This is a genomic window from Arthrobacter sp. 1088 (genome assembly GCF_031455315.1).
In the GTDB taxonomy this organism is placed as follows: domain Bacteria; phylum Actinomycetota; class Actinomycetes; order Actinomycetales; family Micrococcaceae; genus Arthrobacter.
The window spans coordinates 469,897-496,626 of the sequence record NZ_JAVDSM010000001.1; the positions used below are offsets into that span (position 1 = coordinate 469,897).

The following is a 26,730-nucleotide window of genomic DNA, read 5'->3' on the forward strand; positions in this document are numbered from 1 at the left end:
GGTGCGGGATCAGAGAACTTTCATACCAGCCGAAGGAATCCCTTGGAAAACGTAGCCAAGCCGTGGCCCGCGCTGTGGTCCCTCGTCATAGGCTTCTTCATGATCCTTATCGACACCACCATCGTGTCGGTCGCGAATCCGCGAATCATGGAGGGCCTCAAGACGGATATCAATGCTGTCATCTGGGTTACCAGCGCCTACCTCCTGGCATATGCGGTACCCCTCCTCATCACCGGCAGGCTGGGTGACCGATTCGGGCCGAAGAATCTGTACTTGATCGGCCTGGTGGTCTTCACGCTGGCTTCGCTGTGGTGCGGCCTCTCCAGTGATATCACCATGCTGATCGCCGCCCGCGCGGTCCAAGGGCTCGGCGCGGCCATGATGACGCCCCAGACCATGGCTGTCATCACGCGTATTTTTCCTCCGGACCGCCGGGGTGCCGCCATGGGGCTTTGGGGAGCGACAGCCGGCATGGCTGTCCTCGTGGGTCCCATTCTGGGCGGGGTCCTGGTGGACGGACTGGGATGGGAGTGGATCTTCTTCGTCAACGTCCCGATTGGAATTGTCGCCTTCTTTATGGTCACCCGTTTCGTCCCGAAGCTGACGACACACAGCCATTCATTCGACGTCGCGGGCGTGGTGCTTTCCGCCGTCGGCATGTTTCTTTTGGTCTTCGGTCTCCAGGAAGGCCAAACCTATAAGTGGGGAACGGTCACCGGTGCCGTTACCGTGTGGGGCTTGATCATCGCAGGGCTCGTGGTCCTGGTTCTCTTTGTTCTCTGGCAGTGGCTGCTGGGCCGGCGCGGCGGGGAACCGCTGCTGCCGCTCGCTTTGTTCAAGGACCGCAATTTCTCGCTGGGCAACACCACCATCATGGTGGTCGGCTTCACAGTGACGGCGTTCCCGCTGCCCACGATCTTCTACTACCAGGTTGTGCGGGGCTTGACCCCCACTCAATCAGCGTTGCTCATGATTCCCATGGCGGTGATCTCCGGTGGCCTGGCACCCGTCGTGGGTAAGCTGATCGACCGTGCCAACCCGCGCTGGTTCGCATCCTTCGGCCTGGTTTGCCTGGCAGGAGCGCTCTTCTGGACAGCTTCACTTCTACGGCCGGATACTCCCATTTGGATGTTCCTGCTTCCCAGTGCCCTGCAGGGCGTTGCCAATGGCTTCATTTGGGGGCCGGTATCCAATGCGACAACACGGAACCTCGAACCGCGCCAAGCGGGCGCCGGTTCGGGCGTGTTCAACACCACCCGCCAGATCGGCGCAGTCCTTGGATCGGCGGCCATTGCCGCGCTGATCCAGGCGCGGCTTGCGGCCGAGCTGCCCGCGGCGCCAGCGGGAGCTCCGGCGAACGAAGCGTCCATGAACGGCGCCCTTCCCGAGGCACTGCATGCAGGATTCTCGACGGCGATGAGCCAGTCGATCGTGCTGCCCGCTTGTGCGATCCTCGTCGGGGCAGTGGTGGCCGTGTTCTTTGCCAAGCCGAAGTCCGTTGAAGGCTGGGGAGCTGCTGCTTCAAGTGGGGCTCCTCAGGAATCCGTCCGGAAGTAGCGTGGCAAACGGCGGGGGCCAGCCCACTTTTGGCTGGTCCTGACCCGGACGCAGGGGCAGGACCGGTGCCATCCCGGACCAAGGCTGGGCCGGTTCGGCGCTTGTCAGCCGAGCAGCACGCTCGCATGGAGTCCGCCAGTGGCGAATCCCAAGCTTCGCGCCATCGCGAGTGCGCTGCTGTTGCTGACATCGGCCTTCCACTGGAGCGTCAGACCAGCGGCCAGGGCTTCGTGGGCAGCAATGGATGCAGCGAGCGTTCCCAGGCCACGCCGACGCCAGGGCGGAGCTACCAGGACGCCCATGTTGGCCAGGATTCCCTCCCACTCGGAGTAGGCCCCGCACGCCACGGGGGTGGGCTGTTCTTCTTCGGGATGCATGATGGTGAAGCGGTGCTCAAGGGCTTGGAGGCCCACTTCGTTGACGTCATCCGGGGGGCACAGCCCTTCCAGCGCGATCGCCTCTGGATTGCCCCGTGAGACCGTGAGGTCTTCGGATGGTTGATTGAGTGGGAGGTCGTCGGCAAAGAACAAGGCGGAGGACCCCAGGCCGTGTCCACCGTGGGACCGGGTGAGGGTCAACAGCGTGACATGCTGGGCAAGCTCAGTGTCTGGAATTCCAGCGGCTGCGTCGAGGACCCACTGGGGTCCCACCAGCGCTGAGGCACCAAAAAGGCGGAGGAAAACGACTGCCTGCGCCGATTCGTCGGCGAGGGTGATGCGGTTTGAGGGGTCGCTTGGATCCACCTCCGAAGTGGTGACCCGGGCCGCAGCGGCGGCGAAAGCGTCGTCGTCGAACCCCAAATGCCGAGCCCACGCCAGCTGGATAATGGCAGCGGACGTGGGCTCAAGAGTCATGGATTCAGCCTAGCCGAACAACACACTCGCTTCGTCGTAGCGGTGCTGCGGAACGGTCTTGAGCTTGCCCAGTGCTTCTTCGAAACCAACGTGGGAGATGTCCGTCCCCTTCAGGGCGACCATGGTGCCCCAACGTCCCTCCACCACCGAATCGATAGCTGCCATGCCCAGGCGGGTTGCCAGAACGCGGTCATAGGCCGTTGGTACGCCGCCACGCTGGATGTGGCCAAGAATGGTGGCGCGGGTCTCTATGCCCGTGCGTGCTTCGATTTCCGGGGCGAGCTGGTCCGCGATTCCGCCCAGGCGGGGCCGGCCGAAAGTGTCCAGTCCGCGCTCGGAGTGGGGAGATTCCATGTGGTCCGGAACGAAGCCCTCAGCTACCACCACCAGGGGCGCGCGACCGCGGTCGTGGGCCTCCTGGACCCACTCGGTAATCTGCTCGATGCTGACCGTCTGTTCCGGGATGAGGATGGCGTGTGCACCAGCGGCCATTCCGGCGTGCAGCGCGATCCAGCCTACGTGGCGGCCCATGACCTCGGCGATCATGCAGCGGTGGTGGGACTCACCTGTGGTGCGGAGGCGGTCGATTGCTTCGGTGGCGATTTCAACCGCTGTATCGAAACCGAAGGTGTAGTCGGTTGCGTCGAGGTCGTTGTCCACGGTCTTGGGAACACCAACAATTTTCAGTCCGGCGTCGGTGAGCCGTTTTGCCGCCGCCAGCGTGCCCTCGCCACCAATAGCGATGATGGCGTCAATGCCCAGGCGTTCCATGTGGGCCTTGATGACGTCCGGTCCGCCGCCGTTCTCGAAGGGGTTGGTGCGGGAGGTGCCCAGGATGGTGCCACCCTGCTTGGCGATACCGCGGACCAAGGTGCGGGGGATGTCGATGACATCACCTTCCACAACGCCGCGCCAGCCGTCCTTGAAACCCACGAACTCCTGGCCGTGGATTGCGATCCCCTTCAGGACCGCTCCCCGGATTACTGCGTTGAGTCCGGGGCAGTCGCCACCGCTGGTAAGAATGCCAATTTTCATGTTTGCTCACTCATGGCTTGGAGGAATACGTGTAGAGCGCCACGCTGAGCTCCCAACGATTGTAGACGTGGATGTGGGGTGGGACACAAATGGTTACTTTCGACCCCGACGGTGCGCTATTGGAAATCTCTCTGAAAACAACGAAAGCGCCCCGCAACGGCGGGGCGCTTTGTGTCGCTGGCGTCGAAGTCGTTGATCGTTGTGACCCTAACGGGAACGCTGGCTGATGAACGACTCCAGCACGATCCTGTTCTTCTGGTCCGGCAGGATGAGCCAAGCGAGGATATAGAACACTGCAGCCGGCCCGGGCAAGAGGCAGAAGAGCAGGAAAGCGACGCGAACGTATGCCACGTCCACCCTGAGCTTCGCAGCGATCCCACCGCAGACACCACCCAACCAGCGCTGGGGTCCACGCTTCAGGCCGAAGCCCCTGACGATGCTGAAGAACTTGTCCATGGCTACAGACTTCCTTGTTGTGGTTGCTTTGTCACGCTGGTTGCTTGTCACGTTGGTACCTGTCACGTTGCTACCTGTCCGGATGGGTTGGCAGTTACCTTGCGGGGCTCTTGGTTTTACCAGCACTCTTGCGGGCGGCGAGGACTCCTCCGATGACCAAGGCTGCGCCTGCGCCGATCATGAGGCCGATCAGCACATACGTGCCGTCCAGCACCACCCAACCAAGGGTGGAGATCGCCAACAAAGCGGCCAAGGCAATCACAATCAATCCCCACACCACGGTGCCGATCCGCGCCTGCTGCGGTTCGTCGTCGTCGATGGCCGGTTCCACCCGATAGCTGGGCTCAAGCGGTGGCGTGAGCGATATTGGCTGGAGCCGCGGTGCGGGTGCGGGCTCATTCGATTCCGCTGCTTCACGTGCGTTGCTTGACTCGTTCGTGCTCATGTCAGTTTCCTTCCTGGATGGTCACGTTGCTGAAAGTGCCATCGATCTCCACCACGAGGTTGGCTCCGGGCTTATCGGCGTTGTAGACCGAACGCTCGTCCTGGAGGCGGCCGCCGCGGTCCGAGCCGTGTTCGTTGAGGTTGCCGAAGGTCATATCGGCCCTGACCTCAACGGGTACGTCGTCCGGGATGATGACGGTGACGTTGCTGAAGGTGGCGTCCACGGGGACCACGATTTCGGTGGTCAGCGGAGCCCTCAGGGCCAGGTCGTCCAGGTTCACTGTTCCCTTGCCGCCAGTGACGTCGACCCCCTGCCGGGCCTGCTCAATGCTCAGTGGTGCCCAGTCCACGTCATGGAAGGTGAAGCGATCGCCATTCCTTGGGACGACGTTGAAGATTCCACCGATGATCAAGGCCACCACTGCCAGGAAACCGAGGAAACCGGAGGTCCGTCCCCGCAACCCCGCAATGAGGATGCCCAAACCCAGGACCGCTGCGCCCGCGGCCCACACCACGGCGTTGGCTGAGTGGCCGAGCTCGATGATGTTGCCGGCGTCCAGCGCTTTCAAGGTACCCCCAACCAGCAGTGCCACACCCGCGGTGACGGCAACTATCGCTGGCCCGGGACCCCTGCGCCGGGCGCGGGGCGGCTTGGGTTCACCGTTGTGCGGCTGGCCGCCAAAAGGCTGTCCGCCCTGGGGCGGAGTGGGGCCGAAGGGCGGCCGGGGGCCTGATGGCTCGTAGGGGCCAGCCCCATAACCCTGCGGTTTGGTGCCTGGCTGGCCTTGGCCGTAGACCGGAACACCGCTGTTGGTGCCGGCAGCTGTGTTCATGCCGGTATCAGTGTTTGTCCCGGTTGCCGTTGGCGTTCCGTATGCCGTGGGCGCTCCGTAGGCAGTAGCCATTCCATAAGAAGTGCTTGCAAAGTCCTGTTGGTTCATGGGCTGGCCCACCTTCGATCCCTTGTTGCGCTGCACCAGGTAGTAGATGAGGTAGATGACGCCGCCCACCCAGAACAGCGTCCACAACAGGCCGGGAAGGCCGTTCCAGCCCCAGCCCCAGAACCCGCGGCCCAGGCCAGGCAGGCCGATGATCGTGGTGATTAACGCTCCTGTCATGCCACCTGACCAGCGCCCGGCGGCTGCTTCCTGAACGTGGATGCGGCCGTCCGGTTCAGGCAGCAAGGCCCACGCCAGGCCGTAAAGGAGGACGCCAATGCCGGCAAAGAGGGCCAGGACGATGAATATTCCCCGGACAATCAGGGGGTCGATGCCGAACCGGTGCGCCACTCCGCTGGAGACGCCACCGATCCAGCGCTCCGGCCCACGGCGGACGCCCTGGCTGCGGATCCAGTCGAAGAAGTTCTGCTGGGGTGCAGTGCGCGGTTGGGGTTCGGTGCGGGGCTGTGGTGCAGTGCGGGGTGCACCGGGACCGGTTTCGGATGAAGGATAGGCGTGGGGGGACGGTTCCCCCGGGGCGCCGGCGGATGTGCCGGCGTTGGCGCCAGGATCGGGTGTGCCGGCGTCGCCAGGATCGGGTGTGCCGGCGTTGCCAGGCGTTCCGGATTCCTCTGGGTTCATGCTGTTCGCGTTCATACCTCGATCCTCCCGTCCCGGGTACCCTGCCCTCTACTGGGGGATACCCTGAATGATCCCTGAGGGACCCCCGAATCAGGCCGGTTTCAGGTCCGGGCAACCCTGATCCGTGTTTGGATTGGTACATGACAACCGCTGTACAACGCCCGCCGCTGGTCCGCAGCAGCGACCGCATGATCGCCGGCGTCTGCAGCGGACTTGCCGACCATTTGGGCTGGCCCGTGAAGTATGTCCGGCTGGGCATGATCCTTGCCTGCTTCGCCGGGGGAGCGGGGCTGGCCTTCTACGCCTGGCTGTGGACCATGGTTCCCACCGCTGATGAGGCCGCGCGCCGCAATGCCCGGCGCCCGGCGTCGCCTATTGCTCCCGCAGTCAGCCTTCCGCCTGCCACTGAGTCCATACCAAAAGCGCCCGACGCCGGACCCGCACCGCCGGTGGCCGGCTCTCCAGCGGTGGGTGGAAACCTGCCCGGACCCGACGCCGCGGGTGCCTTTGGTCCACAGTTTGCCAGCCCACCGCTCGGTAGCCCACCGCTTGGTGAACAACTGTCTGGTGGGGCAACCAGCGGCAGCACGGCGGCTCCTGCCGGCGGCTCGGCCGAATCCGGAGGCCCCGCATCACCGGTCTCCCGGTTCAACTTTCGAAGAATCCAGTATGGCAAGGAGATCCTGCTCGGAGCCGGCCTGCTTCTGGTCGCTGTGATCCTGATTGCCCGCCAGTTCGGCGTCGATGTGCCCTTGGGAACACTGATTCCGGCAGCTGCCATCCTGGGCGGCGCTGCAATCGCATGGATGCAACTCGACGAGACGCGCAGGGCCGGTTTGGTGGACAAGACCAAGGCCGACCAGGCTGGTGGCTGGGTCCGCTTGGCCGCCGGCCTTGCATTGGTAGTTGCCGGTGTCCTGGTCATGGTGTCCGGATCGGGATCCTGGGAGCAGACCTGGCTGGCGCTCCTGGCGTCCGTTGCTGTGCTGGGTGGCGTTGCACTGGTCCTGCTGCCGTGGGGACTGAAGTTCTGGAAGGACCTCGAGACTGAACGGGCGGGGCGTGTACGGGAAACCGAGCGCGCGGAGATCGCAGCCCACCTGCACGATTCGGTGTTGCAGACCCTTGCGCTGATCCAGCGCAGGGCAAGCTCTGAGCAAGACGTTGTCCGGCTGGCGAGGGCCCAGGAACGTGAACTTCGGTCCTGGCTCTTCACTGATGCCGCCAAGAATGCCGGACTGCTGGCCGAGCGGATCAAAGCCGTAGCCGCCGAAGTTGAGGATGCCCACGGCCAAGCCGTGGAGGTGGTTACCGTAGGCGACGCCGATATGACTGACAGGCACGAAGCCCTGGTCCAGGCAGCCAGGGAAGCCATGCTCAATGCTGCCCGGCACGGCGGGGGAACGGTATCCGTCTACATGGAGAGCACAGCCGGAAACACCGAGGTCTTCATCAAGGACCGCGGTCCGGGATTTGACCTTGAGTCCGTCCCCGATGACAGGCTGGGAGTCAAGGAATCAATCATCGGCCGCATGAAGCGTCACGGAGGCACGGCCACGATCAACAGCAGCAGGGACGGAACCGAAGTCCGGCTGGCCCTCCCCTCGATAAACGCCGATGGTGGCGATACGCGCACTGGAGACGTGCGCTCCGGAGATGTGCACAGCGGCGAAGTACGGAATGGAGAACCACGGTAATGAACAACACCTCCCAAAGCGGTGAGCCGCGCAGTGTACGGGTGGTGATCGTCGATGACCACACGATCTTCCGTTCCGGGCTGAAGGCGGATCTCGATCACCGCATGGACGTCGTGGGCGAGGCAGGCACGGTTGAGGAGGCCATTGCTGTCATTGCGGAAACCCGGCCTGAAGTTGTCCTGCTGGACGTGCACCTTCCCGGTGGCCTTGGCGGCGGAGGGCGCGAGGTCATCGCAGGGTCAGCCGCGCTCCTGGGCACCACCAGCTTCCTGGCACTGAGTGTTTCAGACGCAGCCGAGGACGTCGTGGCAGTGATCAGGGCCGGTGCCCGCGGCTATGTCACCAAGACGATTTCCGGTGCCGGTATTTCCGATGCCGTGATCCGCGTGGCGGACGGCGACGCCGTCTTCTCGCCGCGCCTCGCTGGCTTCGTCCTGGACGCCTTCGGTACGGCACCAGCAGACATCGCGGACGACGAATTGGACCGTCTCTCGGCGCGTGAGCTGGAAGTCATGCGGCTCATCGCGCGCGGATACAGCTACAAGGAAGTGGCCAAGGAGCTGTTCATTTCCATCAAGACCGTGGAGACGCACGTGTCCGCCGTTCTCCGGAAACTGCAGCTCTCCAGCCGCCACGAACTCACCAAGTGGGCCGCCGAGCGCCGCCTCCTCTGATCCTCTCCCACATCCGTCGCCCTTTTGACTGATCCTCTCTCAGATCCGTCGCCCTTTTGACGGATGCTCTCTCAGATCCGTCGCCCTTTTGACGGATGCTCTCTCAGATCCCGCCGGCTTAAACGGAAATGCTCCCGCACCAACAAACATTGGTGCGGGAGCATTCAACCGGTAACGTCGAAGGGCTACCGGGCCATAAGCTATTTCGCCTTGCCCAGGAATTCCTGGATCCGGCGGACGCCCTCGGCGAGATCGTCGTCGCCAAGTGCGTAGGACAGGCGAACATAGCCGGACGGGCCGAATGCCTCGCCGGGAACGATCGCTACTTCAACCTCGTCGAGGATCAACGTGGCGAGTTCCGCGGATGTCGTAGGGCGGACCGGGCCGTTGGAGGTTTCGAATTCCTTACCCAGCAGGCCGCGGACGTCCGCGTACACGTAGAAGGCGCCGGTCGGCGTCGGGCATTCCACGCCGTCAATCGCGTTCAGGCCGGCCACGATCGCCTTGCGGCGGCGGTCGAACGCGACCTTCATTTCGTCGACGGCGGTCAACGGACCCGTGAGGGCAGCGGCGGCGGCGACCTGCATGATGTTCGAAACGTTGGATGTCGCGTGCGACTGCAGGTTGGTTGCACCCTTGATGACGTCGGCCGGGCCGATCATCCAGCCCACGCGCCATCCGGTCATGGCGTAGGTCTTGGCTACACCGTTGAGGATGACGACTTTGTCGCCAAGCTCCGGTGCTGCGGTGGCGATGGAGGTGAACTTCACGCCGTCATAGGTCAGGTGCTCGTAGATTTCGTCGGTGACAACCCACAGGCCCTTGGAAGCGGCCCACTTGCCGATCTCCGCAACCTGCTCCGGGCTGTATACAGCGCCGGTCGGGTTGGACGGGGACACGAACAGCAGGATCTTGGTTTTGTCCGTGACAGCGGCTTCAAGCTGCTCGATGGTCACGAGGTAGCCCTGCTCGGGTCCGGCGAATACCTCCACCGGAACGCCCCCCGCGAGACGGATGGCCTCCGGATAAGTGGTCCAGAAGGGCGTGGGGATGATGACTTCGTCGCCCGGGTCAACCAACGTGGCGAAGGTGTTGTAGACAGCCTGCTTGCCGCCGTTGGTCACCAGGACCTGCGACGGGTCCACTTTGTAGCCGGAGTCCCGGAGGGTTTTATCGGCGATGGCCTTCTTCAGCTCGGGAAGCCCGGCAGCGGGGGAGTAGCGGTGGTACTTCGGCTGGGCAGCAGCCTCGATTGCTGCCTTGACGATGTAATCCGGGGTGGGGAAATCGGGTTCGCCGGCACCGAAACCGATCACGGGGCGCCCCGCGGCCTTCAGTGCCTTGGCCTTGGCGTCAACGGCAAGGGTGGCGGACTCGGCAATAGCGGAGATTCGTTGTGAAATGCGGGCGGCAGGTGTTCCGGCAGACATCTATGTACCGTTCTTCGCAGGCAGCTCGTGGGCTGGATGATGGGATTCGACGTAAACTACCTTATGCTGTTCTGCGGAGCTCCCGGGCGCCTGCTGGACAATGTGACTGATAATGCTGCTCACATTGATTCATAAGCGGCCGGAAGGCCCGGAATTAGTCCGGTTCGACTATCGCGAAGTTCTTGCGTAGACTGGTTCACCGGTGTTGAAAAGCACCACAGGCTGAAGTGCGGCCTGAAACATGGATTCGATCCATAGGGTAGTGGCGCAATTGGTAGCGCAGCGGTCTCCAAAACCGCAGGTTGCAGGTTCGAGTCCTGTCTGCCCTGCGCAAGCTGTTCCGGCGGAAACGCCGGGGCAAGCGCAGCAACCATGGCTCTGATCAGAGCCGGGTCAAACGACTTTGCAAGGTGAGTGAGGACCAGGTGACCGAAACGGCTGCTAGCAGCTCAAAGGGCCGTCCTGCCAAGAAAGCCGATGCCGGCTTCTTTGCCCGAATTGCACTCTTCATCCGCCAGGTTATCGGCGAACTGAAGAAGGTCGTTGCCCCGACCCGCAAGGAACTGATCAATTACACGGTCGTGGTGCTGGTGTTCGTAGCCATCATGATGCTCATCGTCACCCTGCTGGACCTTGCCTTCGGCACGGGAGTGAGCTGGGTCTTCGGTGGGTCAGGCGCTACGGACCGCTAAGCGGATCTGTCCGCAAACCGCGCGAAATTCCTTGGTAACTCAGGAATTTTGTGGGGTTTGCGGAATTGAGCCATTTAAATAGGCATGTTAGGCAATGAGGAAGCAGGAGACCAAGTGTCTGAGCAGGAGCTTGAGGTAAACGAGGCTGAGCTGGATGGGCCCGCTGAAAGCACGGACGACGCCGCGGCTGAGGCTGCGGAAGAGTCGGAGGCTGACTCTGCTGCGCCCGAATCTGCCGACGTCGATGATTCCGAAGAGGATTTCGAGTCTGACGTAGACGCTGAGTCTGATGACGAGTCCGACTCTGACGACGAGTCCGACGTCGACGCTGCGGATGTCTCGCTGGAAGCCGCTGCTGCTGCAGCGCCCGCGGATCCGGCTGAGGAATTCAAGGCCAAGCTTCGCCGCCAGGAGGGTGACTGGTACGTCATCCACTCCTACGCCGGTTACGAAAACCGCGTGAAGGCCAACCTCGAGACCCGCATCCAGACGCTGGACATGGAAGATTACATCTTCGAAATCCAGGTCCCGATGGAAGAAGTCGTCGAGATCAAGAACGCGCAGCGCAAGGTAATCAACCGCGTCCGCATCCCCGGTTACGTCCTGGTCCGCATGGACCTGACCGACGCTTCCTGGGGCGCCGTTCGCCACACCCCCGGCGTCACTGGCTTCGTTGGCAACGCCCACAACCCGGTCCCGCTGCGCCTTGACGAGGTCTTCTCCATGCTCGCCCCGGTCTTCGAAGAAGAGCAGGCCGAGAAGGGCAAGCCGGTCAACAAGCAGAGCCAGGCTCCCGTGGCTGTCGACTTCGAGGTCGGCGAGTCCGTCATCGTCAAGGAAGGCCCGTTCGAGACCCTTCCGGCAACGATCTCCGAGATCAAGCCCGAGTCCCAGACCCTCGTGGTCCTGGTCTCGATCTTCGAGCGCGAAACCCCGGTTACGCTCGCATTCAACCAGGTCACCAAGATCTAGCTGATTCCAAGATTTCGCTCCCGTTCCGCCTGCTTTGCGGTTCGGAAGCGGCCGGCCGCCTTGCCATGGCGGCCACAAACCTGGGACGCGCTCCTGTGTCCCAGGAAGCTATTGAGAGAAGGACCCTACATTGGCTCCCAAGAAGAAGGTCACCGGCCTCATCAAGCTGCAGATCCAGGCAGGTGCCGCTAACCCGGCTCCGCCGATCGGTCCTGCGCTTGGCCAGCACGGTGTCAACATCATGGAATTCTGCAAGGCGTACAACGCTGCAACGGAATCCCAGCGCGGAAACGTTATCCCGGTTGAAATCACGGTCTACGAAGACCGTTCCTTCACCTTCATCACCAAGACCCCGCCGGCTGCAGAGCTCATCAAGAAGGCTGCAGGCGTTGCCAAGGGTTCGGCTACCCCGCACACCGTCAAGGTTGCCAAGCTGACCCAGGCCCAGGTCGAAGAGATTGCTTCCACCAAGATGGAAGACCTGAACGCCAACGATATCGCGGCTGCTGCCAAGATCATCGCTGGTACCGCCCGTTCCATGGGTATCACCGTCGAATAGTCGAGGAATGCACGGACGGTGCGGGCTGAGGAACGAAGCACTCGCCGGAAGTGAGTCCCGGAGACTTTCGACAAATAGACGCAGCAGAGGGCTAATTTCAGCCTTCACCCGCCGGGCAACCGGCATCTGAAACATTAAAATGTCGCAGGATCCTTGCCGGATCCACGACTTGTGGCAGGGCCCAGCGCGGTCCGCAGACCACAACTGCACAAGGAGAAATAAGCAGCATGGCAAAGCGCAGCAAAGCATATGAGGCAGCCGTAGCCAAGATCGAGGCAGACAAGGTCTACGCCCCGTTCGAGGCAATCACCCTCGCGAAGGACACCAACCCTTCCAAGTTCGACGCAACCGTTGAGGTCGCTTTCCGTCTGGGCGTTGACCCGCGTAAGGCCGACCAGATGGTCCGTGGCACCGTCAACCTGCCGCACGGCACCGGTAAGACCGCCCGCGTCCTCGTTTTCGCAACCGGCGACAAGGCTGAGGCAGCAATTGCTGCCGGCGCCGACTTCGTTGGTTCCGATGACCTGATCGAAAAGATCGCAGCCGGCTGGACCGACTTCGACGCCGCCGTGGCAACCCCTGACCTCATGGGTAAGGTTGGCCGCCTCGGTAAGGTCCTGGGCCCGCGTAACCTCATGCCGAACCCGAAGACCGGTACGGTTACCCCGGATGTCACCAAGGCTGTCAACGACATCAAGGGCGGCAAGATCGACTTCCGCGTCGACAAGCACTCGAACCTGCACTTCATCATCGGCAAGGTGTCCTTCGACGCCCAGAAGTTGGCTGAGAACTACGCAGCTGCACTGGAAGAGGTGCTTCGTTTGAAGCCGTCCGCTTCCAAGGGCCGCTACATCCAGAAGGCTACGGTTGCAACCACGTTCGGTCCGGGCATCACCGTTGACCCGAACGTCACCAAGGTTCTCACCGAGGCGTAAGCTTCGCGAGTTCAAACTCTGAGAGGGACCGTCCGGCATTGCCGGGCGGTCCCTTTTTCATGGGTTCGTGCAGGCTGGCCGCGACTTGTTTGCCACCCCAGGCGGCCGTAGGCTGTGGGGCGTGGCGTCGTCGTCGAACTTTTCCGCCAATGGCGGGCTCACCATAGAAAGGCTTCCTGTTCCGAACGGTCCGGAGGCCACTGCCTCACCGGACTTCAAAGCCTTCCATGCGTTACGCATCGCCCATGAGCTGGCTTTGTGGGGCAACCTGGACCATTCGGCCACATTGGCCGAGTCGTTCATGTTCTGGCAGGGCAACGAATACGAGGAGCGGCACGTCTACCTGGCCCGTTTGGACGGCATTGTGGTGGGCAGCGGTTCGCTGACCCTGCCGTTGAGCGAGAACACGACGACGGCGGGTGTGGACGTCGTCGTTGACGCAGCTTTCCGGCGGCGCGGCATTGGGACGATGATCCTTGAAGTTCTCGAAAGGGCGGCTGTGGAGCGGAACCGTACTTCCCTTGACGGATACTGCGGCGAGCCAATCGGGCCTGTCATTGCGGGCGAGGCGCTGCTGGAGGCAAAGTCCGGCACGGGTGGCGTGCCCCTGGACGCGGCATCGACCCGCTTTGCCGTGCACCATGGCTATTCCCTGGAACAGGTCGAAACCAGCAGCATCCTGACACTGCCGGTTGATGAGGCGCACCTGATTGAACTCGAAGTCGAGGCGCTGCGCCGGGCAACGGAGTACGACATCGTCGGTTGGATGAACGAATGCCCGGACGAACTCCTGGACAGTTTTGCCAATCTCAAGAGCCTCATGAGCACGGAGGTGCCCATTGCCGGTCTGGGGTGGGAAGGCGAAGAGTGGGACGCCGTGCGGGTTCGGCGTGAGGAATCCACGTGGCGGGCAAGCGGCATGGACTCGGTTGTGGCGGCTGCCCGGCACCGCCCGAGCGGGGAGTTGGCGGCCTATACGGTCCTGACCCACCGTGAGGCGCTGCCGGCGGTCGTCAGCCAGGAAGACACGCTGGTGGCTCCCGGCCACCGGGGACACGGCCTTGGCATGCTGGTCAAAATCGCCAATCTTCGGAGGGCAGAAAGTCTTTGGCCGGACGCCACAGGCGTCATGACATGGAACGCCAATGAAAACCGGCATATGCTGGCCATAAATATCGCCCTTGGATTCAAGCCTTCCGGTTTTGAAGGCGAATGGCAGAAACGGCTGGGATGACTGTACACGAGGCGAAGACCGTTGTTGTCGAGCAGCTATGGGTGCCGGACAATCTGGACAGCCCCAAGGCAAGGGATTTCCTGGACGCCGTGGAAGTGGCGCGACGGGTCCGGATGCAGACCTGGGGGAGCGATGACCTGGCTTACACACCCCTGGAGAAGCTGCTTGAGTTCTCCGACCCCTATGAGCGCCAGATCATCCTGGTAGCCAAGGTGGACGGGGTCATCGTTGGAACAGTGGACATTGCGCTGCCGCTCGCGGACAACATGGACCTGGCGGAGTTCACCCTCGATATTCTCCCGGAGTATCAGAGCCAGGGCGTGGGTCGTCAGCTCCTGGAGGCCGCAGAGCAGTTGGCACGTTCTGAGGGCCGCACCATGGTTTTGGTGGACACGAACCACCCGGCGACCTCACTGACAGAGATACCTGAAGACCAATTGATTCCCGGCAGCGGCCCGGGCTTCGTTCCTGTCAGCAGCAGGGAAGTGGACTTTGCCCAGCGGGCCGGTTATACCCTTCAGCACATCGAGCAATTCAGTTCCTGCGTGCTGCCGCTGGATTCCAAGCTGGTTGCGGATCTTCAAGCAGAGGCCGAGGAAGCGAACGCTGGCCGCTACAGGCTGCACCATTGGACTGACCGGTGCCCGGAGGCTTGGTTGGAGGCCGTGGCTGAGCTGGAAAACGCTGCGGGTGAGGTTGTCCACGGTGAGGACGGCGAGGAAGAAGACTCCGCTGTTGAGGTTACCGGCATGGTCTTCGACGCCGCGGTTTTACGCGAAACCGAAGACGCCGCATTGGCGCAGGGCCGGCGCACGGTGGTTACAGCCGTCGAGCATATTGAGAGCGGGCGGCTGGCCGGATTGACCACCATCAGCGTCCTCGCGCACCGTCAGGACGTTGTTTTCCAAGACGATACTTTGGTCCTGCAGGAACACCGCGGCAACAAGTTGGGCCTGCTGATCAAGGTGGCAAACATGGAAAGGCTCAGCGAGCAATTTCCTGATGCCCGGGTCATTTACACCTGGAACGCACCGGAAAACCGGTACCTCCTGACCGTGAACAAGCAATTGGGATTTACGACGGCGGGAGTCACCGGGCTCTGGCAAAAGGAGCTTCCCGATCGGGGACCGAAGGTCACGTCGTCGGAGTAGCCAGCCAGGCATCCCACGGGGGGAGCGCGACGTCGATTTGGTTTGCTGATCGGTCTCCCGTAACCTTGAAGTACCAAAGACCGTCGGTTGATGGGAATCCACTCTTTCGAGCGCAGCTCAATTCTGCAGCGACGCCCCTGAGAACAAAGTGCATTCCTTGACGAAGGACCCTGAACATAGGGCGGCCGGCGCAGGTGAACGAAGCAAGTCTCCGCAGTGCAAACTGTGTTGAGCCAAGCCCCGTGCATCTGCGCGGGGCGTTTTTAGTTTTAGCTCTCGTGAGCGGGGACCCGGAAGACCGGCTTTATTCCCCGGAAGGAGGGTTATGACAACGCCTAGCAAGGTCTCCGCAGTTGCAGAGATCACCAACGATTTCAAGGAATCGAACGCGGCTGTCCTGACCGAATACCGCGGGCTCACTGTTGCACAGCTCAAGGAACTGCGTGTTGCACTCGGCCAGGACACCAAGTTCTCGGTCGTCAAGAACACCCTGAGTGCCATTGCGGCCAAGGAAGCCGGAGTTGAAGCATTCAACGACCAGCTTGCAGGCCCCACTGCAATCGCCTTTATCAAGGGTGACGCTGTTGCTGCTGCCAAGAGCCTGACGGACTTTGCCAAGGCCAACAAGCAGCTGGTTATCAAGACCGGTTACTTCGAAGGCAAGGCATTGGATGCACAGGGTGTTGCCGCACTGGCAGCCCTCGAGTCCCGCGAACTGCAGCTTGCACGTGTTGCTGGTGTCCTTAAGGCTCCTGCTTCCGCTGCTGCCCGCATCATTGACGCTCTGCGCCTCAAGCTTGAAGAAGAGGGCGGCGCATCTGCACCGGCCGCTGAAGAAGCCCCGGCTGAAGAGGCTGCTGCTGAAGAGGTTGCGGCTCCGGCCGAAGCCGCTGAAGCCGCAACCGAAGAGAACTAAGTTCTCCCCCCAATCAAACTCAGGTGCATGGATCGGCTTTGCCCGGATCTGCACCAACTAATGGAAGGACGCCACCATGGCGAAGCTCAGCAACGAAGAGCTCATTGAAGCTTTCAAGGAACTGACCATCATCGAGCTCTCCGAGTTCGTCAAGCTCTTCGAAGAGACCTTCGAAGTTACGGCTGCTGCTGTTGCAGTTGCCGGCCCCGCCGCTGGCGGTGCTGCTGAAGCTGCTGAAGAGAAGACTGACTTCGACGTCATCCTCGAAGCTGCTGGCGACAAGAAGATCGCAGTGATCAAGGAAGTTCGCGCCATCACCTCCCTCGGCCTCAAGGAAGCCAAGGACCTGGTTGACAGCGCACCGAAGGCTGTTCTCGAAGGCGCCACCAAGGAAGCCGCAGAGAAGGCAAAGGCTCAGCTCGAAGAAGCTGGCGCAACGGTTACCCTCAAGTAACTCGTCTTGCTTTGTGGAAGCCCCGTCCGGTTCGCCGGGCGGGGCTTCCTGCTTTAAACAAGCAACGCGGGGTCACTTACGGCCCATCCCATGGGGAATTACCGGCCGTAAGTGACCCCGCGTTGCGCTAAGCGGGTTCGCTGATGTCCGCAACGATGGCATTGAGCGCGGAAGTGAGGGCGTCCGCGTCCACGAATGCACTCCTGCCATGGGCTCCGGCACCCATCGAGATGCGGCGTCCGGTGATGGTGGCATCCGCATACACCGGCCAGGGCGTGGTGCTTCCCAGGGGAGTGATGGTCCCGCGCTCATAGCCGGTTGCGGCCAGGGCAACATCGGCGTGCGGCAGCGAGAGCTTGTTGACGCCCACCAACGCCCGCAACTTGGGCCAGGAGATCTGCCGGTCGCCGGGGATCAGCGCGAAGAGGAAGGTGCCGTCGCGATGCTTGACCACGAGCGACTTCACGATGTCCCCGGGACTGATCCCGAGGATGCCTGCGGCCTCCTCAAGGCTTTTGGCGGCAGGGCGCTCGACGACGTCCACGTCCAGTCCGCGCGCGGCGGCGTCGGACAGGAACCGTTCGGCCCCGTTCATTTGAGGTTCCACCACGTCCTGTGCCATTAATCGCGGTACAGCAGGAGAGCTTCGCCCTGGCCACCGCCGCCACAGAGGGATACAGCAGCCTTGCCGGTTCCCCTGCGCTTGAGTTCGTGGGCCGCGTGCAGGGCCAGCCGGGCCCCGGAAGCACCGATCGGGTGGCCGAGCGCGATTGCGCCGCCGTGGATGTTGCACTTCTCCAGCGGGTAGCTCAAGTCCTTCAATGATTGGACCGCCACAGAGCCGAAGGCTTCGTTAATCTCGATGAAGTCCAGGTCCTCGGCAGTCCATCCGGCCCGCTTCAATGCTTGCGAAATAGCGTTGGACGGCTGGGAGTGCAGTGAGTTGTCCGGGCCGGCCACTTGGCCGGGTTTGCCTACGACCGCAAGGTATTCCAGCCCGTTGTCCGTGGCGAAGCGGCGACTTGTCAGCACGAGTGCGGAGGCGCCGTCGGACAGGGGAGAGGAGTTGCCGGCGGTAATGGTGCCGTCGGTAGCGAATGCGGCCTTCAAAGGGGCAAGGGTTTCCAGGGTCGTGTTCGGACGAACGCCCTCGTCCGAGGTGAGTGTTACCGGATCCCCCTTGCGCTGCTTCACGCTCACGGGAGCGATTTCGACGTCGAAAATTCCCTCCGCGATTGCGGCAGCAGCGCGCTGGTGGGAAGCCGCCGCAACTTCGTCCTGCGCACGGCGGTCAATGCCCAGCGTTACGTTCTTGGTTTCTGTGGACAAGCCCATGGACTGGCCATCGAATGCATCCGTGAGTCCATCATGGGCGGCAACGTCCAACGCCTGGATCGCGCCGTAGGTCCAACCCTGCCGGGAACCGGGGAGCAGGTGCGGGGCGCGCGTCATCGATTCCTGGCCGCCGGCGACAACTACGGTGGCGTCCCCGCTGCGGATCATCCGGGCGGCATCAATGACAGCCGTGAGGCCGGAGAGGCAAACCTTGTTGATGGTGACGGCAGGGATGTTCCAGCCAACGCCTGCCGCGATAGCGCTCTGCCGTGCAGGATTCTGGCCAGCGCCCGCTTGCAGCACCTGTCCCATGATGACGGCGTCCACTTGTTCGGCCTTTACGCCGCTGGCCGCCAGTGCGGCGCTGATGGCGTGGGCGCCGAGGTCGACGGCGGTGAATCCGGCAAGCTGCCCATTCAGCCGACCCTGTGGGGTACGGGAAGCGGCAAGGATGACAACGTCATTGTCGTCAGCGGAGTTGTTCATGGTCTCTCTTCCGATCCGTGGTGGTGTAGCCAAGGCTATCGCGCTGCGTGCGCCAGCCTATCCTTTTCAACGCTCTTACCTGTCGCTGGATTCCATGCCGGGAGATTTCACGACGGGCCCGGTGCCTTGCTCCGCCAGATGGTCCGGGCAAGGTCCGTGGACCGCGCATAGGTGCCTGCGGCAACAGTGCTTGCATTCACGGACAATCTGGGGTAGACAGGAAGGCTACTTTGCCGTATCGTAGATATTTGCGTCTTCCCTGTTAACCTTCAGCCTTCATATAGCGGTGGGCTTTACCTCTCAGCTGCGACATTGACGTGCCGTTCACAACGTGCACTGCCATGTGCGGACTGGGTCCGGGTCATATAGCGGAACCGGAATAAGTATGCTGCGGAGCACTCTGCATCATGCAAACGGGGGAGATCTGAAAACGCCTGAAGGTCTGTGGAAGGATCCCTCTTGGTCGCCTCGAGCACCTCTAATAACGAAACCGCTAACACGGCAAGCACCGATGGTGCCACTCGCCGCCTCTCATTCGCAAAGATTCACGAACCCCTTGATGTTCCGAATCTTCTCGCCCTGCAGACGGACAGCTTTGACTGGCTCGTCGGAAACGAACGCTGGCAGGCGCGGGTAGCGAAGGCTGTCGAGGAGGGCGACCTCAGCGTCGCCACCACCTCCGGACTTGCCGACATCTTCGAAGAGATCTCCCCCATCGAGGACTTCCAGGGCACTATGTCCCTGAGCTTCTCCGAGCCGGAGTTCGCTGATCCGAAGTACACCATGGCCGAATGCAAAGACCGTGACGCCACTTACTCGGCACCGCTGTATGTCAAGGCCGAGTTCATGAACAACAACACGGGCGAAATCAAGCAGCAGACCGTGTTCATGGGCGACTTCCCCCTCATGACTGAAAAGGGAACGTTCGTCGTCAACGGCACCGAGCGTGTCGTTGTCTCCCAGCTGGTCCGCTCGCCGGGCGCCTACTTCGAGCGCACTGCGGACAAGACCAGTGACAAGGACATCTTCACTGCGAAGATCATCCCGTCCCGCGGTGCATGGTTCGAACTCGAAATCGACAAGCGCGACCAGGTCGGCGTCCGCCTCGACCGCAAGCGCAAGCAGTCGGTCACCGTTCTGCTGAAGGCCCTCGGTTGGACCGAAGGCCAGATCCTGGAAGAGTTCGGCCAGTACGACTCCATGCGTGCAACGCTGGAGAAGGACGCCACCGAAACCCGCGAAGACGCGCTTCTGGACATCTACCGCAAGCTGCGTCCGGGCGAGCCGCCCACCGTCGAGGCTGCCCAGTCCCTGCTGGACAACCTGTACTTCAACGCCAAGCGTTATGACCTCGCCAAGGTTGGCCGTTACAAGATCAACCGCAAGCTCGGCATCGACCGCTCCCTTGGTGACAAGGAAGCTTCGGTACTGCACGTCGAAGACATCGTCGCCATGATCAAGTTCCTCGTTGCGCTGCACGCCGGCGAGAAGACCCTCATGGGCAAGCGCGATGGCGAAGACCACGAGCTCCGCGTCGAGATCGATGACATCGACCACTTCGGCAACCGTCGCATCCGCGCCGTTGGCGAACTGATCGAAAACCAGGTCCGCACCGGCCTTTCCCGCATGGAGCGTGTTGTTCGCGAACGCATGACCACGCAGGACGTCGAGGCCATCACGCCGCAGACGCTGATCAACATCCGCCCGGTTGTCGCTGCCATCAAGGAGTTCTTCGGAACCTCCCAGCTGTCGCAGTTCATGGACCAGAACAACCCGCTTTCGGGTCTGACCCACAAGCGCCGCCTGTCGGCTCTTGGCCCGGGTGGTCTTTCCCGTGACCGCGCAGGCATGGAAGTTCGAGACGTTCACCCGTCCCACTACGGACGTATGTGCCCCATCGAAACCCCTGAAGGCCCGAACATTGGTCTGATCGGTTCGCTGGCTTCCTACGGCCGCATCAATCCGTTCGGTTTCATTGAGACGCCTTACCGCCTCGTTTCCAACGGCGTGGTCTCGGACGAGGTCCAGTACCTCACCGCCGACGACGAAGCTGAAGTCCTGATCGCACAGGCCAACGCTCCGCTGGACGCTGACAAGAAGTTCTCGGAAGAGACCGTCCTTGTCCGTGCCCGTGGTGGTGGAGGCGAGCCGGTCCTGGTTCCCGCTGCCGAAGTTCAGTTCATGGACGTTTCCCCGCGCCAGATGGTGTCCGTGGCAACCGCCCTGATCCCGTTCCTCGAGCATGACGATGCCAACCGTGCACTCATGGGTGCCAACATGCAGCGCCAGGCTGTGCCGCTGGTCCGTTCCGAGGCTCCTTTCGTGGGTACCGGCATGGAGCGCGCAGCAGCAGTCGACGCCGGTGACGTTGTCATCGCGAAGAAGGCCGGTGTAGTCACCGAGGTTTCCGCTGAGCTCGTTGTCATGATCAACGACGACGGCACGGAGACCAACTACCGCATCAACAAGTTCGCCCGCTCCAACCAGGGCAACTGCTACAACCACCGTGTCCTGGTCAACGAAGGCCAGCGCCTGGAAGTCGGCGGCATCATCGCCGATGGTCCCGCAACGGACCAGGGTGAACTCGCCCTCGGTAAGAACCTGCTCGTGGCATTCATGTCATGGGAAGGTCACAACTTCGAGGATGCCATCATCCTGTCCCAGCGCATTGTTGCTGAGGACGTTCTTTCCTCCATCCACATCGAGGAGCACGAGATCGATGCCCGCGACACCAAGCTTGGTGCCGAGGAAATCACCCGTGACATCCCCAACGTGTCCGAGGAAGTCCTGGCAGGCCTGGACGAGCGCGGCATCATCCACATCGGTGCAGAGGTTGAAGCAGGAGACATCCTGGTCGGAAAGGTCACACCCAAGGGTGAAACCGAACTGACTCCGGAAGAGCGTCTTCTCCGCGCCATCTTCGGTGAGAAGTCCCGCGAAGTCCGCGACACCTCCCTGAAGGTTCCCCACGGCGAGTCCGGTACGGTCATCGGCGTCCGCGTCTTCGACCGCGACAACGACGACGAACTGCCCCCGGGCGTGAACCAGCTGGTCCGCGTCTATGTTGCAGCCAAGCGCAAGATCACCGACGGCGACAAGCTCGCCGGCCGTCACGGCAACAAGGGTGTTATCTCCAAGATCCTTCCGATCGAGGACATGCCCTTCCTTGCAGACGGTACCCCGGTGGACATCGTCCTGAACCCGCTTGGTGTTCCGGGTCGTATGAACGTTGGCCAGGTCCTGGAAACCCACCTCGGTTGGGTTGCCAAGACCGGTTGGAAGATCGAAGGCGAGCCGGAGTGGGTCAAGAACCTGCCCAACCTGCCCCGTGAAACCGGCCAGACCACCGTTGCCACCCCGGTGTTCGATGGCGCCCGCGAAGAAGAAATCACGGGCCTGCTTGACTCCACCAACGTGACCCGCGACGGCGACCGCCTGATCGACTCCTCCGGCAAGACCCGTCTGTTCGATGGCCGCTCCGGCGAGCCGTTCCCGGACCCGATCTCCGTCGGTTACATGTACATCCTGAAGCTCCACCACCTGGTGGACGACAAGATCCACGCGCGTTCCACCGGCCCGTACTCCATGATCACGCAGCAGCCGCTGGGTGGTAAGGCACAGTTCGGTGGCCAGCGCTTCGGTGAAATGGAAGTGTGGGCGCTCGAAGCTTACGGCGCTGCCTACACGCTTCAGGAACTCCTCACGATCAAGTCCGATGACATCCATGGTCGTGTGAAGGTCTACGAAGCCATCGTCAAGGGCGAGAACATCCCTGAGCCTGGCGTTCCCGAGTCCTTCAAGGTCTTGATCAAGGAAATGCAGTCGTTGTGCCTGAACGTGGAAGTTCTTTCCACCGACGGAACCACGATCGAAATGCGTGACTCTGATGACGCAGTCTTCACGGCTGCGGAAGAACTGGGCATCGATCTGTCTCGTGCAGAGCCCAGTTCCGTAGAAGAGGTCTAGTAGCCGTTCCGGTGGGCAGCAGTACTTAGCTGCCCACCGGGACAGCTCCCTCTTCCCGTAACCAAGACTTCAGAATTTAGAGAACAAGAGAGAACAGGGACCATATGTCCAGCGAATCCTCCTTCGGCCTCATGCAGATCGGCCTCGCCACCGCGGAAGACATCCGTGGCTGGTCTTACGGTGAGGTCAAGAAGCCGGAAACCATCAACTACCGCACCCTCAAGCCTGAGAAGGACGGTCTTTTCTGCGAGAAGATCTTCGGTCCTTCCCGCGACTGGGAATGCTACTGCGGCAAGTACAAGCGCGTCCGCTTCAAGGGCATCATCTGTGAGCGTTGTGGCGTTGAAGTCACCCGCGCCAAGGTGCGCCGTGAGCGCATGGGCCACATCGAACTGGCTGCGCCTGTAACCCACATCTGGTACTTCAAGGGCGTTCCCTCGCGCTTGGGCTACCTGTTGGACCTGGCTCCGAAGGACCTTGAGAAGGTCATCTACTTCGCTGCCTACATGATCACCAGCGTTGACACGGAAAACCGCCACGCTGAACTGCCGAACCTCCAGGTCGAGCACGACCTCGAGAAGAAGCAGCTCGTGGACAACCGCGACAGCGACATCGCCACGATCGCCCGCGACCTTGAAGACGAGCTTGCCCGTCTTGAAGGTGAAGGTGCCAAGGCTGCCGACAAGAAGAAGGCCCGCGACTCCGCAGACCGCCAGATGGCGAACGTCCGCAAGCGTGCCGACGCCGATATCGAGCGCCTTGAGCAGGTCTGGGACCGCTTCAAGAACCTCAAGGTCGCTGACCTTGAGGGTGACGAGGGCCTGTACCGCGAACTGCGTGACCGCTACGGCATGTACTTCGAAGGCTCCATGGGTGCCGAGGCCATCAAGAAGCGTCTTGAGACCTTTGACATGCAGGCTGAAGCCGAGTCGTTGCGCGACACCATCCAGAACGGCAAGGGCCAGCGCAAGACGCGTGCCCTGAAGCGCCTGAAGGTTGTCAACGCATTCCTGACCACCAACAACAGCCCCCTTGGCATGGTTCTGGACGCCGTCCCGGTGATCCCGCCGGAACTGCGCCCGATGGTTCAGCTGGATGGTGGCCGCTTCGCGACCTCCGACCTCAACGACCTCTACCGCCGTGTGATCAACCGCAACAACCGACTCAAGCGACTGCTTGACCTCGGTGCTCCGGAGATCATCGTCAACAACGAGAAGCGCATGCTTCAGGAAGCTGTTGACAGCCTCTTCGACAACGGTCGTCGTGGCCGCCCCGTTACGGGTCCGGGCAACCGTCCGCTGAAGTCCCTGAGCGACATGCTCAAGGGCAAGCAGGGTCGTTTCCGCCAGAACCTCCTCGGCAAGCGCGTCGACTACTCCGGCCGTTCGGTCATCGTCGTTGGCCCGCAGCTGAAGCTGCACCAGTGTGGTCTGCCCAAGCAGATGGCGCTGGAGCTCTTCAAGCCGTTCGTGATGAAGCGCCTGGTTGACCTCAACCACGCACAGAACATCAAGTCGGCAAAGCGCATGGTCGAGCGTTACCGTCCGCAGGTTTGGGACGTGCTGGAAGAGATCATCACCGAACACCCGGTGCTGCTCAACCGTGCACCTACCCTTCACCGCCTCGGCATCCAGGCCTTCGAACCGCAGCTTGTGGAAGGCAAGGCAATCCAGCTTCACCCGCTGGTTTGTGGCGCCTTCAACGCTGACTTCGACGGCGACCAGATGGCAGTGCACCTGCCGCTGAGCCCGGAAGCCCAGGCCGAAGCCCGCATCCTGATGCTGTCCTCGAACAACATCCTGAAGCCGTCCGATGGCCGCCCGGTTACCCTGCCTTCGCAGGATATGATCATCGGCCTGTACCACCTGACCACTAAGCGCGTCGGCTCTGCCGGCGAAGGCCGCATCTTCTCCTCGGTTTCGGAAGCCATCATGGCGTACGACGCCCGTGATCTGCACCTGAACTCCCAGGTCAAGATCCGTCTGGACAACTTCGTGCCTTACGCCGGTTGGGAAGCTCCGGAAGGTTGGGAGCCGGGTCAGCCTGCTCTCGTCCAGACCTCCCTGGGCCAGGTCATCTTCAACCAGACGCTGCCTGAGGATTACCCGTGGGTTGAGGCTGTTGCCGACAAGGGCGAACTGTCCCGGATCGTCAACGACCTCGCTGAGCGCTACCCGAAGGTTGTCACGGCTGCCACGCTGGACAACCTGAAGGATGCCGGTTTCTACTGGGCAACCCGCTCGGGCGTTACCGTGGCTATCTCCGACATCGAGGTGCCGACCTCCAAGCCCGCCATCCTGGCTGGTTACGAGAACATGGCTGCCAAGATCCAGGGCCAGTACGACAAGGGCCTGATCGACGACGACGAGCGTCGCCAGGAACTGATCGAGATCTGGAACAAGGCCACCAACGAGATCGCCCAGGCGATGCGTGACAGCCTGTCCCCGATGAACACCATCAACCGCATGGTGTCCTCCGGTGCACGTGGTAACTGGATGCAGGTTCGCCAGATCGCGGGTATCCGTGGTCTTGTGGCCAACCCGAAGGGTGAGATCATCCCTCGCCCGATCAAGTCCTCCTACCGCGAGGGCCTGTCGGTGTTGGAATACTTCATCGCCACGCACGGTGCCCGTAAGGGTCTGGCCGATACCGCTCTCCGTACCGCCAACTCGGGTTACCTGACCCGTCGTCTGGTGGACGTTTCGCAGGACGTCATCGTCCGCGAAGAGGACTGCGGTACCGAACGCGGTCTGCTCACGCCGATCGCCGTGCCGGATTCCAACGGTGAGCTCGTCCTGGACGAGAACGTCGAGAACAGCGCCTACGCACGTACGCTGGCCGTCGACGTCGTCGATGCCCAGGGCAACGTCCTGGCTGCCGGTGGAACCGACTGCGGCGACGTCGTTATCGACCAGCTGCTGGCTGCAGGCATCACTGAAGTCAAGGTCCGTTCCGTACTCACCTGTGAGTCCAAGGTCGGCACCTGTGCACTCTGCTACGGCCGTTCGCTGGCAACTGGCAAGACCGTGGACATCGGTGAGGCCGTGGGCATCATTGCCGCACAGTCCATCGGTGAGCCCGGTACCCAGCTGACCATGCGTACGTTCCACACCGGTGGTGCCGTTTCTGCCGGTGGTGGCGACGACATCACCCAGGGTCTGCCCCGTATCCAGGAGCTCTTCGAAGCCCGTACTCCGAAGGGTGTCGCACCGATTGCTGAAGCAGCCGGCCGCATCACCATCGAAGAGTCCGAGCGCCAGATGCGCTTGGTCATCACTCCGGACGATGGTTCCGAAGAGATTGCCTACCCGGTGCTGCGCCGTTCCCGTCTCCTCATCGAGGATGGCGAGCACGTCAGCGTCGGCCAGAAACTGATCAACGGTCCTGTGGACCCGAAGCAGGTTCTGCGCATCATGGGTCCCCGTGCCGCACAGAAGTTCCTTGTGGACGAGGTCCAGGGCGTTTACCGCAGCCAGGGTATTGGTATCCACGACAAGCACGTCGAGGTTATCGTCCGCCAGATGCTGCGCCGCGTGACCGTCATCGAATCCGGCGACTCCGACTTGCTCCCTGGTGAGCTTGCAGAGCGCTCCCGCTTCGAAGACGAGAACCGCCGCGTCGTGTCCGAGGGCAAGTCCCCGGCTTCGGGTCGTCCGGAACTCATGGGTATCACCAAGGCGTCCCTGGCAACCGAGTCCTGGCTGTCGGCCGCTTCCTTCCAGGAAACCACCCGCGTCCTGACGCAGGCGGCCATGGAAGGCAAGAGCGATCCTCTGCTCGGCCTCAAGGAGAACGTCATCATCGGTAAGCTCATCCCGGCCGGTACGGGCCTGCCCCGTTACACGGAGGTCACGGTTGAGCCGACCGAGGAAGCCAAGGCAAGCCTGTTCACGGGCCCCAGCGCTTTCACGGACTTCTCCTATGACGCCCTGGGCGGCGACGGTGCTCCCGAGTTCCACGCCATCCCGCTGGATGACTACGATCTCGGCAACGACTTCCGCTGAAACCAGCAGTAGTTAATGGCTGAAGGATGGGCCCCGCACTCTTGAGTGCGGGGCCCATCCCGTTAACGGGACGCCATACACCCGATTAAGGCCTCAGATCAAGCCGTGCTAGAATTTTGGTAATTGTTCTGTGTGGCAGTGGATGAAGGCCGCCGCAGCATCATTTTGGTTTTGTTCTCATGGTGCTGGGTGGAGCCTGTTTCCGGGTTGCGGGCAACATGCGCAACGAATGCCGCACTTTTGCACGCCTACCGGATGTTTCGGCCGGCCGCATGAGCAACGCCAAAGTTCCCACGTTT

21 protein-coding genes and 1 tRNA gene are annotated in these 26,730 nt (G+C 62.0%); 14 read left to right on the top strand and 8 right to left on the bottom strand.

Translation table 11 applies throughout. The features are described from left to right. Positions 1-42 precede the first annotated feature (42 nt). On the top strand, positions 43-1,557 hold the full coding sequence (locus J2Y41_RS02120; protein ID WP_224165010.1) for a DHA2 family efflux MFS transporter permease subunit: 1,515 nt from the start codon (positions 43-45) through the stop codon (positions 1,555-1,557). Between the two features lie 104 nt (positions 1,558-1,661). Here the strand turns inward: J2Y41_RS02120 and J2Y41_RS02125 are convergent, their stop codons facing one another. From J2Y41_RS02125 to J2Y41_RS02145, 5 genes are all read right to left on the bottom strand, one after another. Then, complete coding sequence (locus tag J2Y41_RS02125; RefSeq protein WP_224165009.1) at positions 1,662-2,411, bottom strand: GNAT family N-acetyltransferase; 750 nt, start codon at positions 2,409-2,411, stop codon at positions 1,662-1,664. Between the two features lie 9 nt (positions 2,412-2,420). Further along, complete coding sequence (locus J2Y41_RS02130; RefSeq protein WP_223934019.1) at positions 2,421-3,446, bottom strand: ATP-dependent 6-phosphofructokinase; 1,026 nt, start codon at positions 3,444-3,446, stop codon at positions 2,421-2,423. A gap of 207 nt (positions 3,447-3,653) precedes the next feature. Further along, positions 3,654-3,902: a PspC domain-containing protein gene (locus tag J2Y41_RS02135; RefSeq protein ID WP_224088338.1), complete on the bottom strand. Its 249-nt coding sequence runs from the start codon at positions 3,900-3,902 to the stop codon at positions 3,654-3,656. A 94-nt stretch (positions 3,903-3,996) separates the two neighbouring features. Continuing rightward, positions 3,997-4,347 (bottom strand): hypothetical protein, encoded by a 351-nt coding sequence (locus tag J2Y41_RS02140; protein ID WP_309925764.1) that lies wholly within the window; start codon positions 4,345-4,347, stop codon positions 3,997-3,999. A 1-nt stretch (position 4,348) separates the two neighbouring features. Further along, positions 4,349-5,941: a PspC domain-containing protein gene (locus J2Y41_RS02145; protein ID WP_309925766.1), complete on the bottom strand. Its 1,593-nt coding sequence runs from the start codon at positions 5,939-5,941 to the stop codon at positions 4,349-4,351. A gap of 125 nt (positions 5,942-6,066) precedes the next feature. Between J2Y41_RS02145 and J2Y41_RS02150 the strand changes: the two genes are divergently transcribed. Both J2Y41_RS02150 and J2Y41_RS02155 read left to right on the top strand, forming a co-directional pair. Beyond that, entirely contained in the window at positions 6,067-7,623 is a 1,557-nt protein-coding gene (locus tag J2Y41_RS02150; RefSeq protein ID WP_309925768.1) for a PspC domain-containing protein, read from the top strand. After that, positions 7,623-8,297: a response regulator transcription factor gene (locus J2Y41_RS02155; RefSeq protein ID WP_224088332.1), complete on the top strand. Its 675-nt coding sequence runs from the start codon at positions 7,623-7,625 to the stop codon at positions 8,295-8,297. The genes J2Y41_RS02150 and J2Y41_RS02155 overlap by 1 nt, the downstream gene beginning before the upstream one ends. 200 nt (positions 8,298-8,497) lie before the next feature. On the opposite strand, the gene J2Y41_RS02160 is transcribed toward J2Y41_RS02155, so the two are convergent. Next, entirely contained in the window at positions 8,498-9,727 is a 1,230-nt protein-coding gene (locus J2Y41_RS02160; protein ID WP_309925771.1) for a pyridoxal phosphate-dependent aminotransferase, read from the bottom strand. Between the two features lie 256 nt (positions 9,728-9,983). Between J2Y41_RS02160 and J2Y41_RS02165 the strand changes: the two genes are divergently transcribed. From J2Y41_RS02165 to rplL, 9 genes are all read left to right on the top strand, one after another. Continuing rightward, a tRNA-Trp gene (locus J2Y41_RS02165) sits at positions 9,984-10,056 on the top strand. Positions 10,057-10,137: 81 nt separating this feature from the next. Then, the gene (gene secE / locus J2Y41_RS02170) at positions 10,138-10,419 is read left to right on the top strand and encodes a preprotein translocase subunit SecE (protein ID WP_216925074.1); all 282 of its coding nucleotides are present in this window, start codon (positions 10,138-10,140) and stop codon (positions 10,417-10,419) included. Between the two features lie 114 nt (positions 10,420-10,533). Continuing rightward, positions 10,534-11,391, top strand: coding sequence for a transcription termination/antitermination protein NusG (gene nusG, locus J2Y41_RS02175; protein WP_309925774.1), 858 nt, complete (start codon positions 10,534-10,536; stop codon positions 11,389-11,391). A gap of 130 nt (positions 11,392-11,521) precedes the next feature. After that, on the top strand, positions 11,522-11,950 hold the full coding sequence (gene rplK, locus J2Y41_RS02180) for a 50S ribosomal protein L11 (protein ID WP_021474784.1): 429 nt from the start codon (positions 11,522-11,524) through the stop codon (positions 11,948-11,950). A gap of 227 nt (positions 11,951-12,177) precedes the next feature. Beyond that, positions 12,178-12,885, top strand: a complete 708-nt coding sequence (rplA, locus tag J2Y41_RS02185) for a 50S ribosomal protein L1 (RefSeq protein ID WP_216925076.1) — start codon at positions 12,178-12,180, stop codon at positions 12,883-12,885. Positions 12,886-13,006: 121 nt separating this feature from the next. Next, the gene (locus J2Y41_RS02190) at positions 13,007-14,119 is read left to right on the top strand and encodes a GNAT family N-acetyltransferase (RefSeq protein ID WP_309925776.1); all 1,113 of its coding nucleotides are present in this window, start codon (positions 13,007-13,009) and stop codon (positions 14,117-14,119) included. Then, entirely contained in the window at positions 14,098-15,270 is a 1,173-nt protein-coding gene (locus J2Y41_RS02195) for a GNAT family N-acetyltransferase (protein WP_224088326.1), read from the top strand. Before J2Y41_RS02190 ends, J2Y41_RS02195 begins: the two co-directional genes overlap by 22 nt. A gap of 325 nt (positions 15,271-15,595) precedes the next feature. Then, positions 15,596-16,186 carry a 50S ribosomal protein L10 gene (rplJ, locus tag J2Y41_RS02200; RefSeq protein WP_309925778.1) on the top strand — a complete coding sequence of 197 codons (591 nt, stop codon included), beginning with the start codon at positions 15,596-15,598 and terminating at the stop codon, positions 16,184-16,186. Between the two features lie 76 nt (positions 16,187-16,262). Continuing rightward, positions 16,263-16,640 (top strand): 50S ribosomal protein L7/L12, encoded by a 378-nt coding sequence (gene rplL / locus J2Y41_RS02205; protein WP_223933995.1) that lies wholly within the window; start codon positions 16,263-16,265, stop codon positions 16,638-16,640. A gap of 127 nt (positions 16,641-16,767) precedes the next feature. On the opposite strand, the gene J2Y41_RS02210 is transcribed toward rplL, so the two are convergent. After that, positions 16,768-17,235 (bottom strand): aminoacyl-tRNA deacylase, encoded by a 468-nt coding sequence (locus J2Y41_RS02210; protein WP_396133427.1) that lies wholly within the window; start codon positions 17,233-17,235, stop codon positions 16,768-16,770. A 26-nt stretch (positions 17,236-17,261) separates the two neighbouring features. After that, positions 17,262-18,461, bottom strand: a complete 1,200-nt coding sequence (locus J2Y41_RS02215) for an acetyl-CoA C-acetyltransferase (protein ID WP_224088322.1) — start codon at positions 18,459-18,461, stop codon at positions 17,262-17,264. Positions 18,462-18,920: 459 nt separating this feature from the next. On the opposite strand from J2Y41_RS02215, the gene rpoB reads away from it, so the two are divergent. Together rpoB and J2Y41_RS02225 are read left to right on the top strand one after the other, a co-directional pair. Beyond that, the gene (rpoB, locus tag J2Y41_RS02220; protein ID WP_223933989.1) at positions 18,921-22,427 is read left to right on the top strand and encodes a DNA-directed RNA polymerase subunit beta; all 3,507 of its coding nucleotides are present in this window, start codon (positions 18,921-18,923) and stop codon (positions 22,425-22,427) included. A gap of 104 nt (positions 22,428-22,531) precedes the next feature. Beyond that, positions 22,532-26,431: a DNA-directed RNA polymerase subunit beta' gene (locus J2Y41_RS02225; RefSeq protein ID WP_224165000.1), complete on the top strand. Its 3,900-nt coding sequence runs from the start codon at positions 22,532-22,534 to the stop codon at positions 26,429-26,431. Positions 26,432-26,730 lie beyond the last annotated feature (299 nt).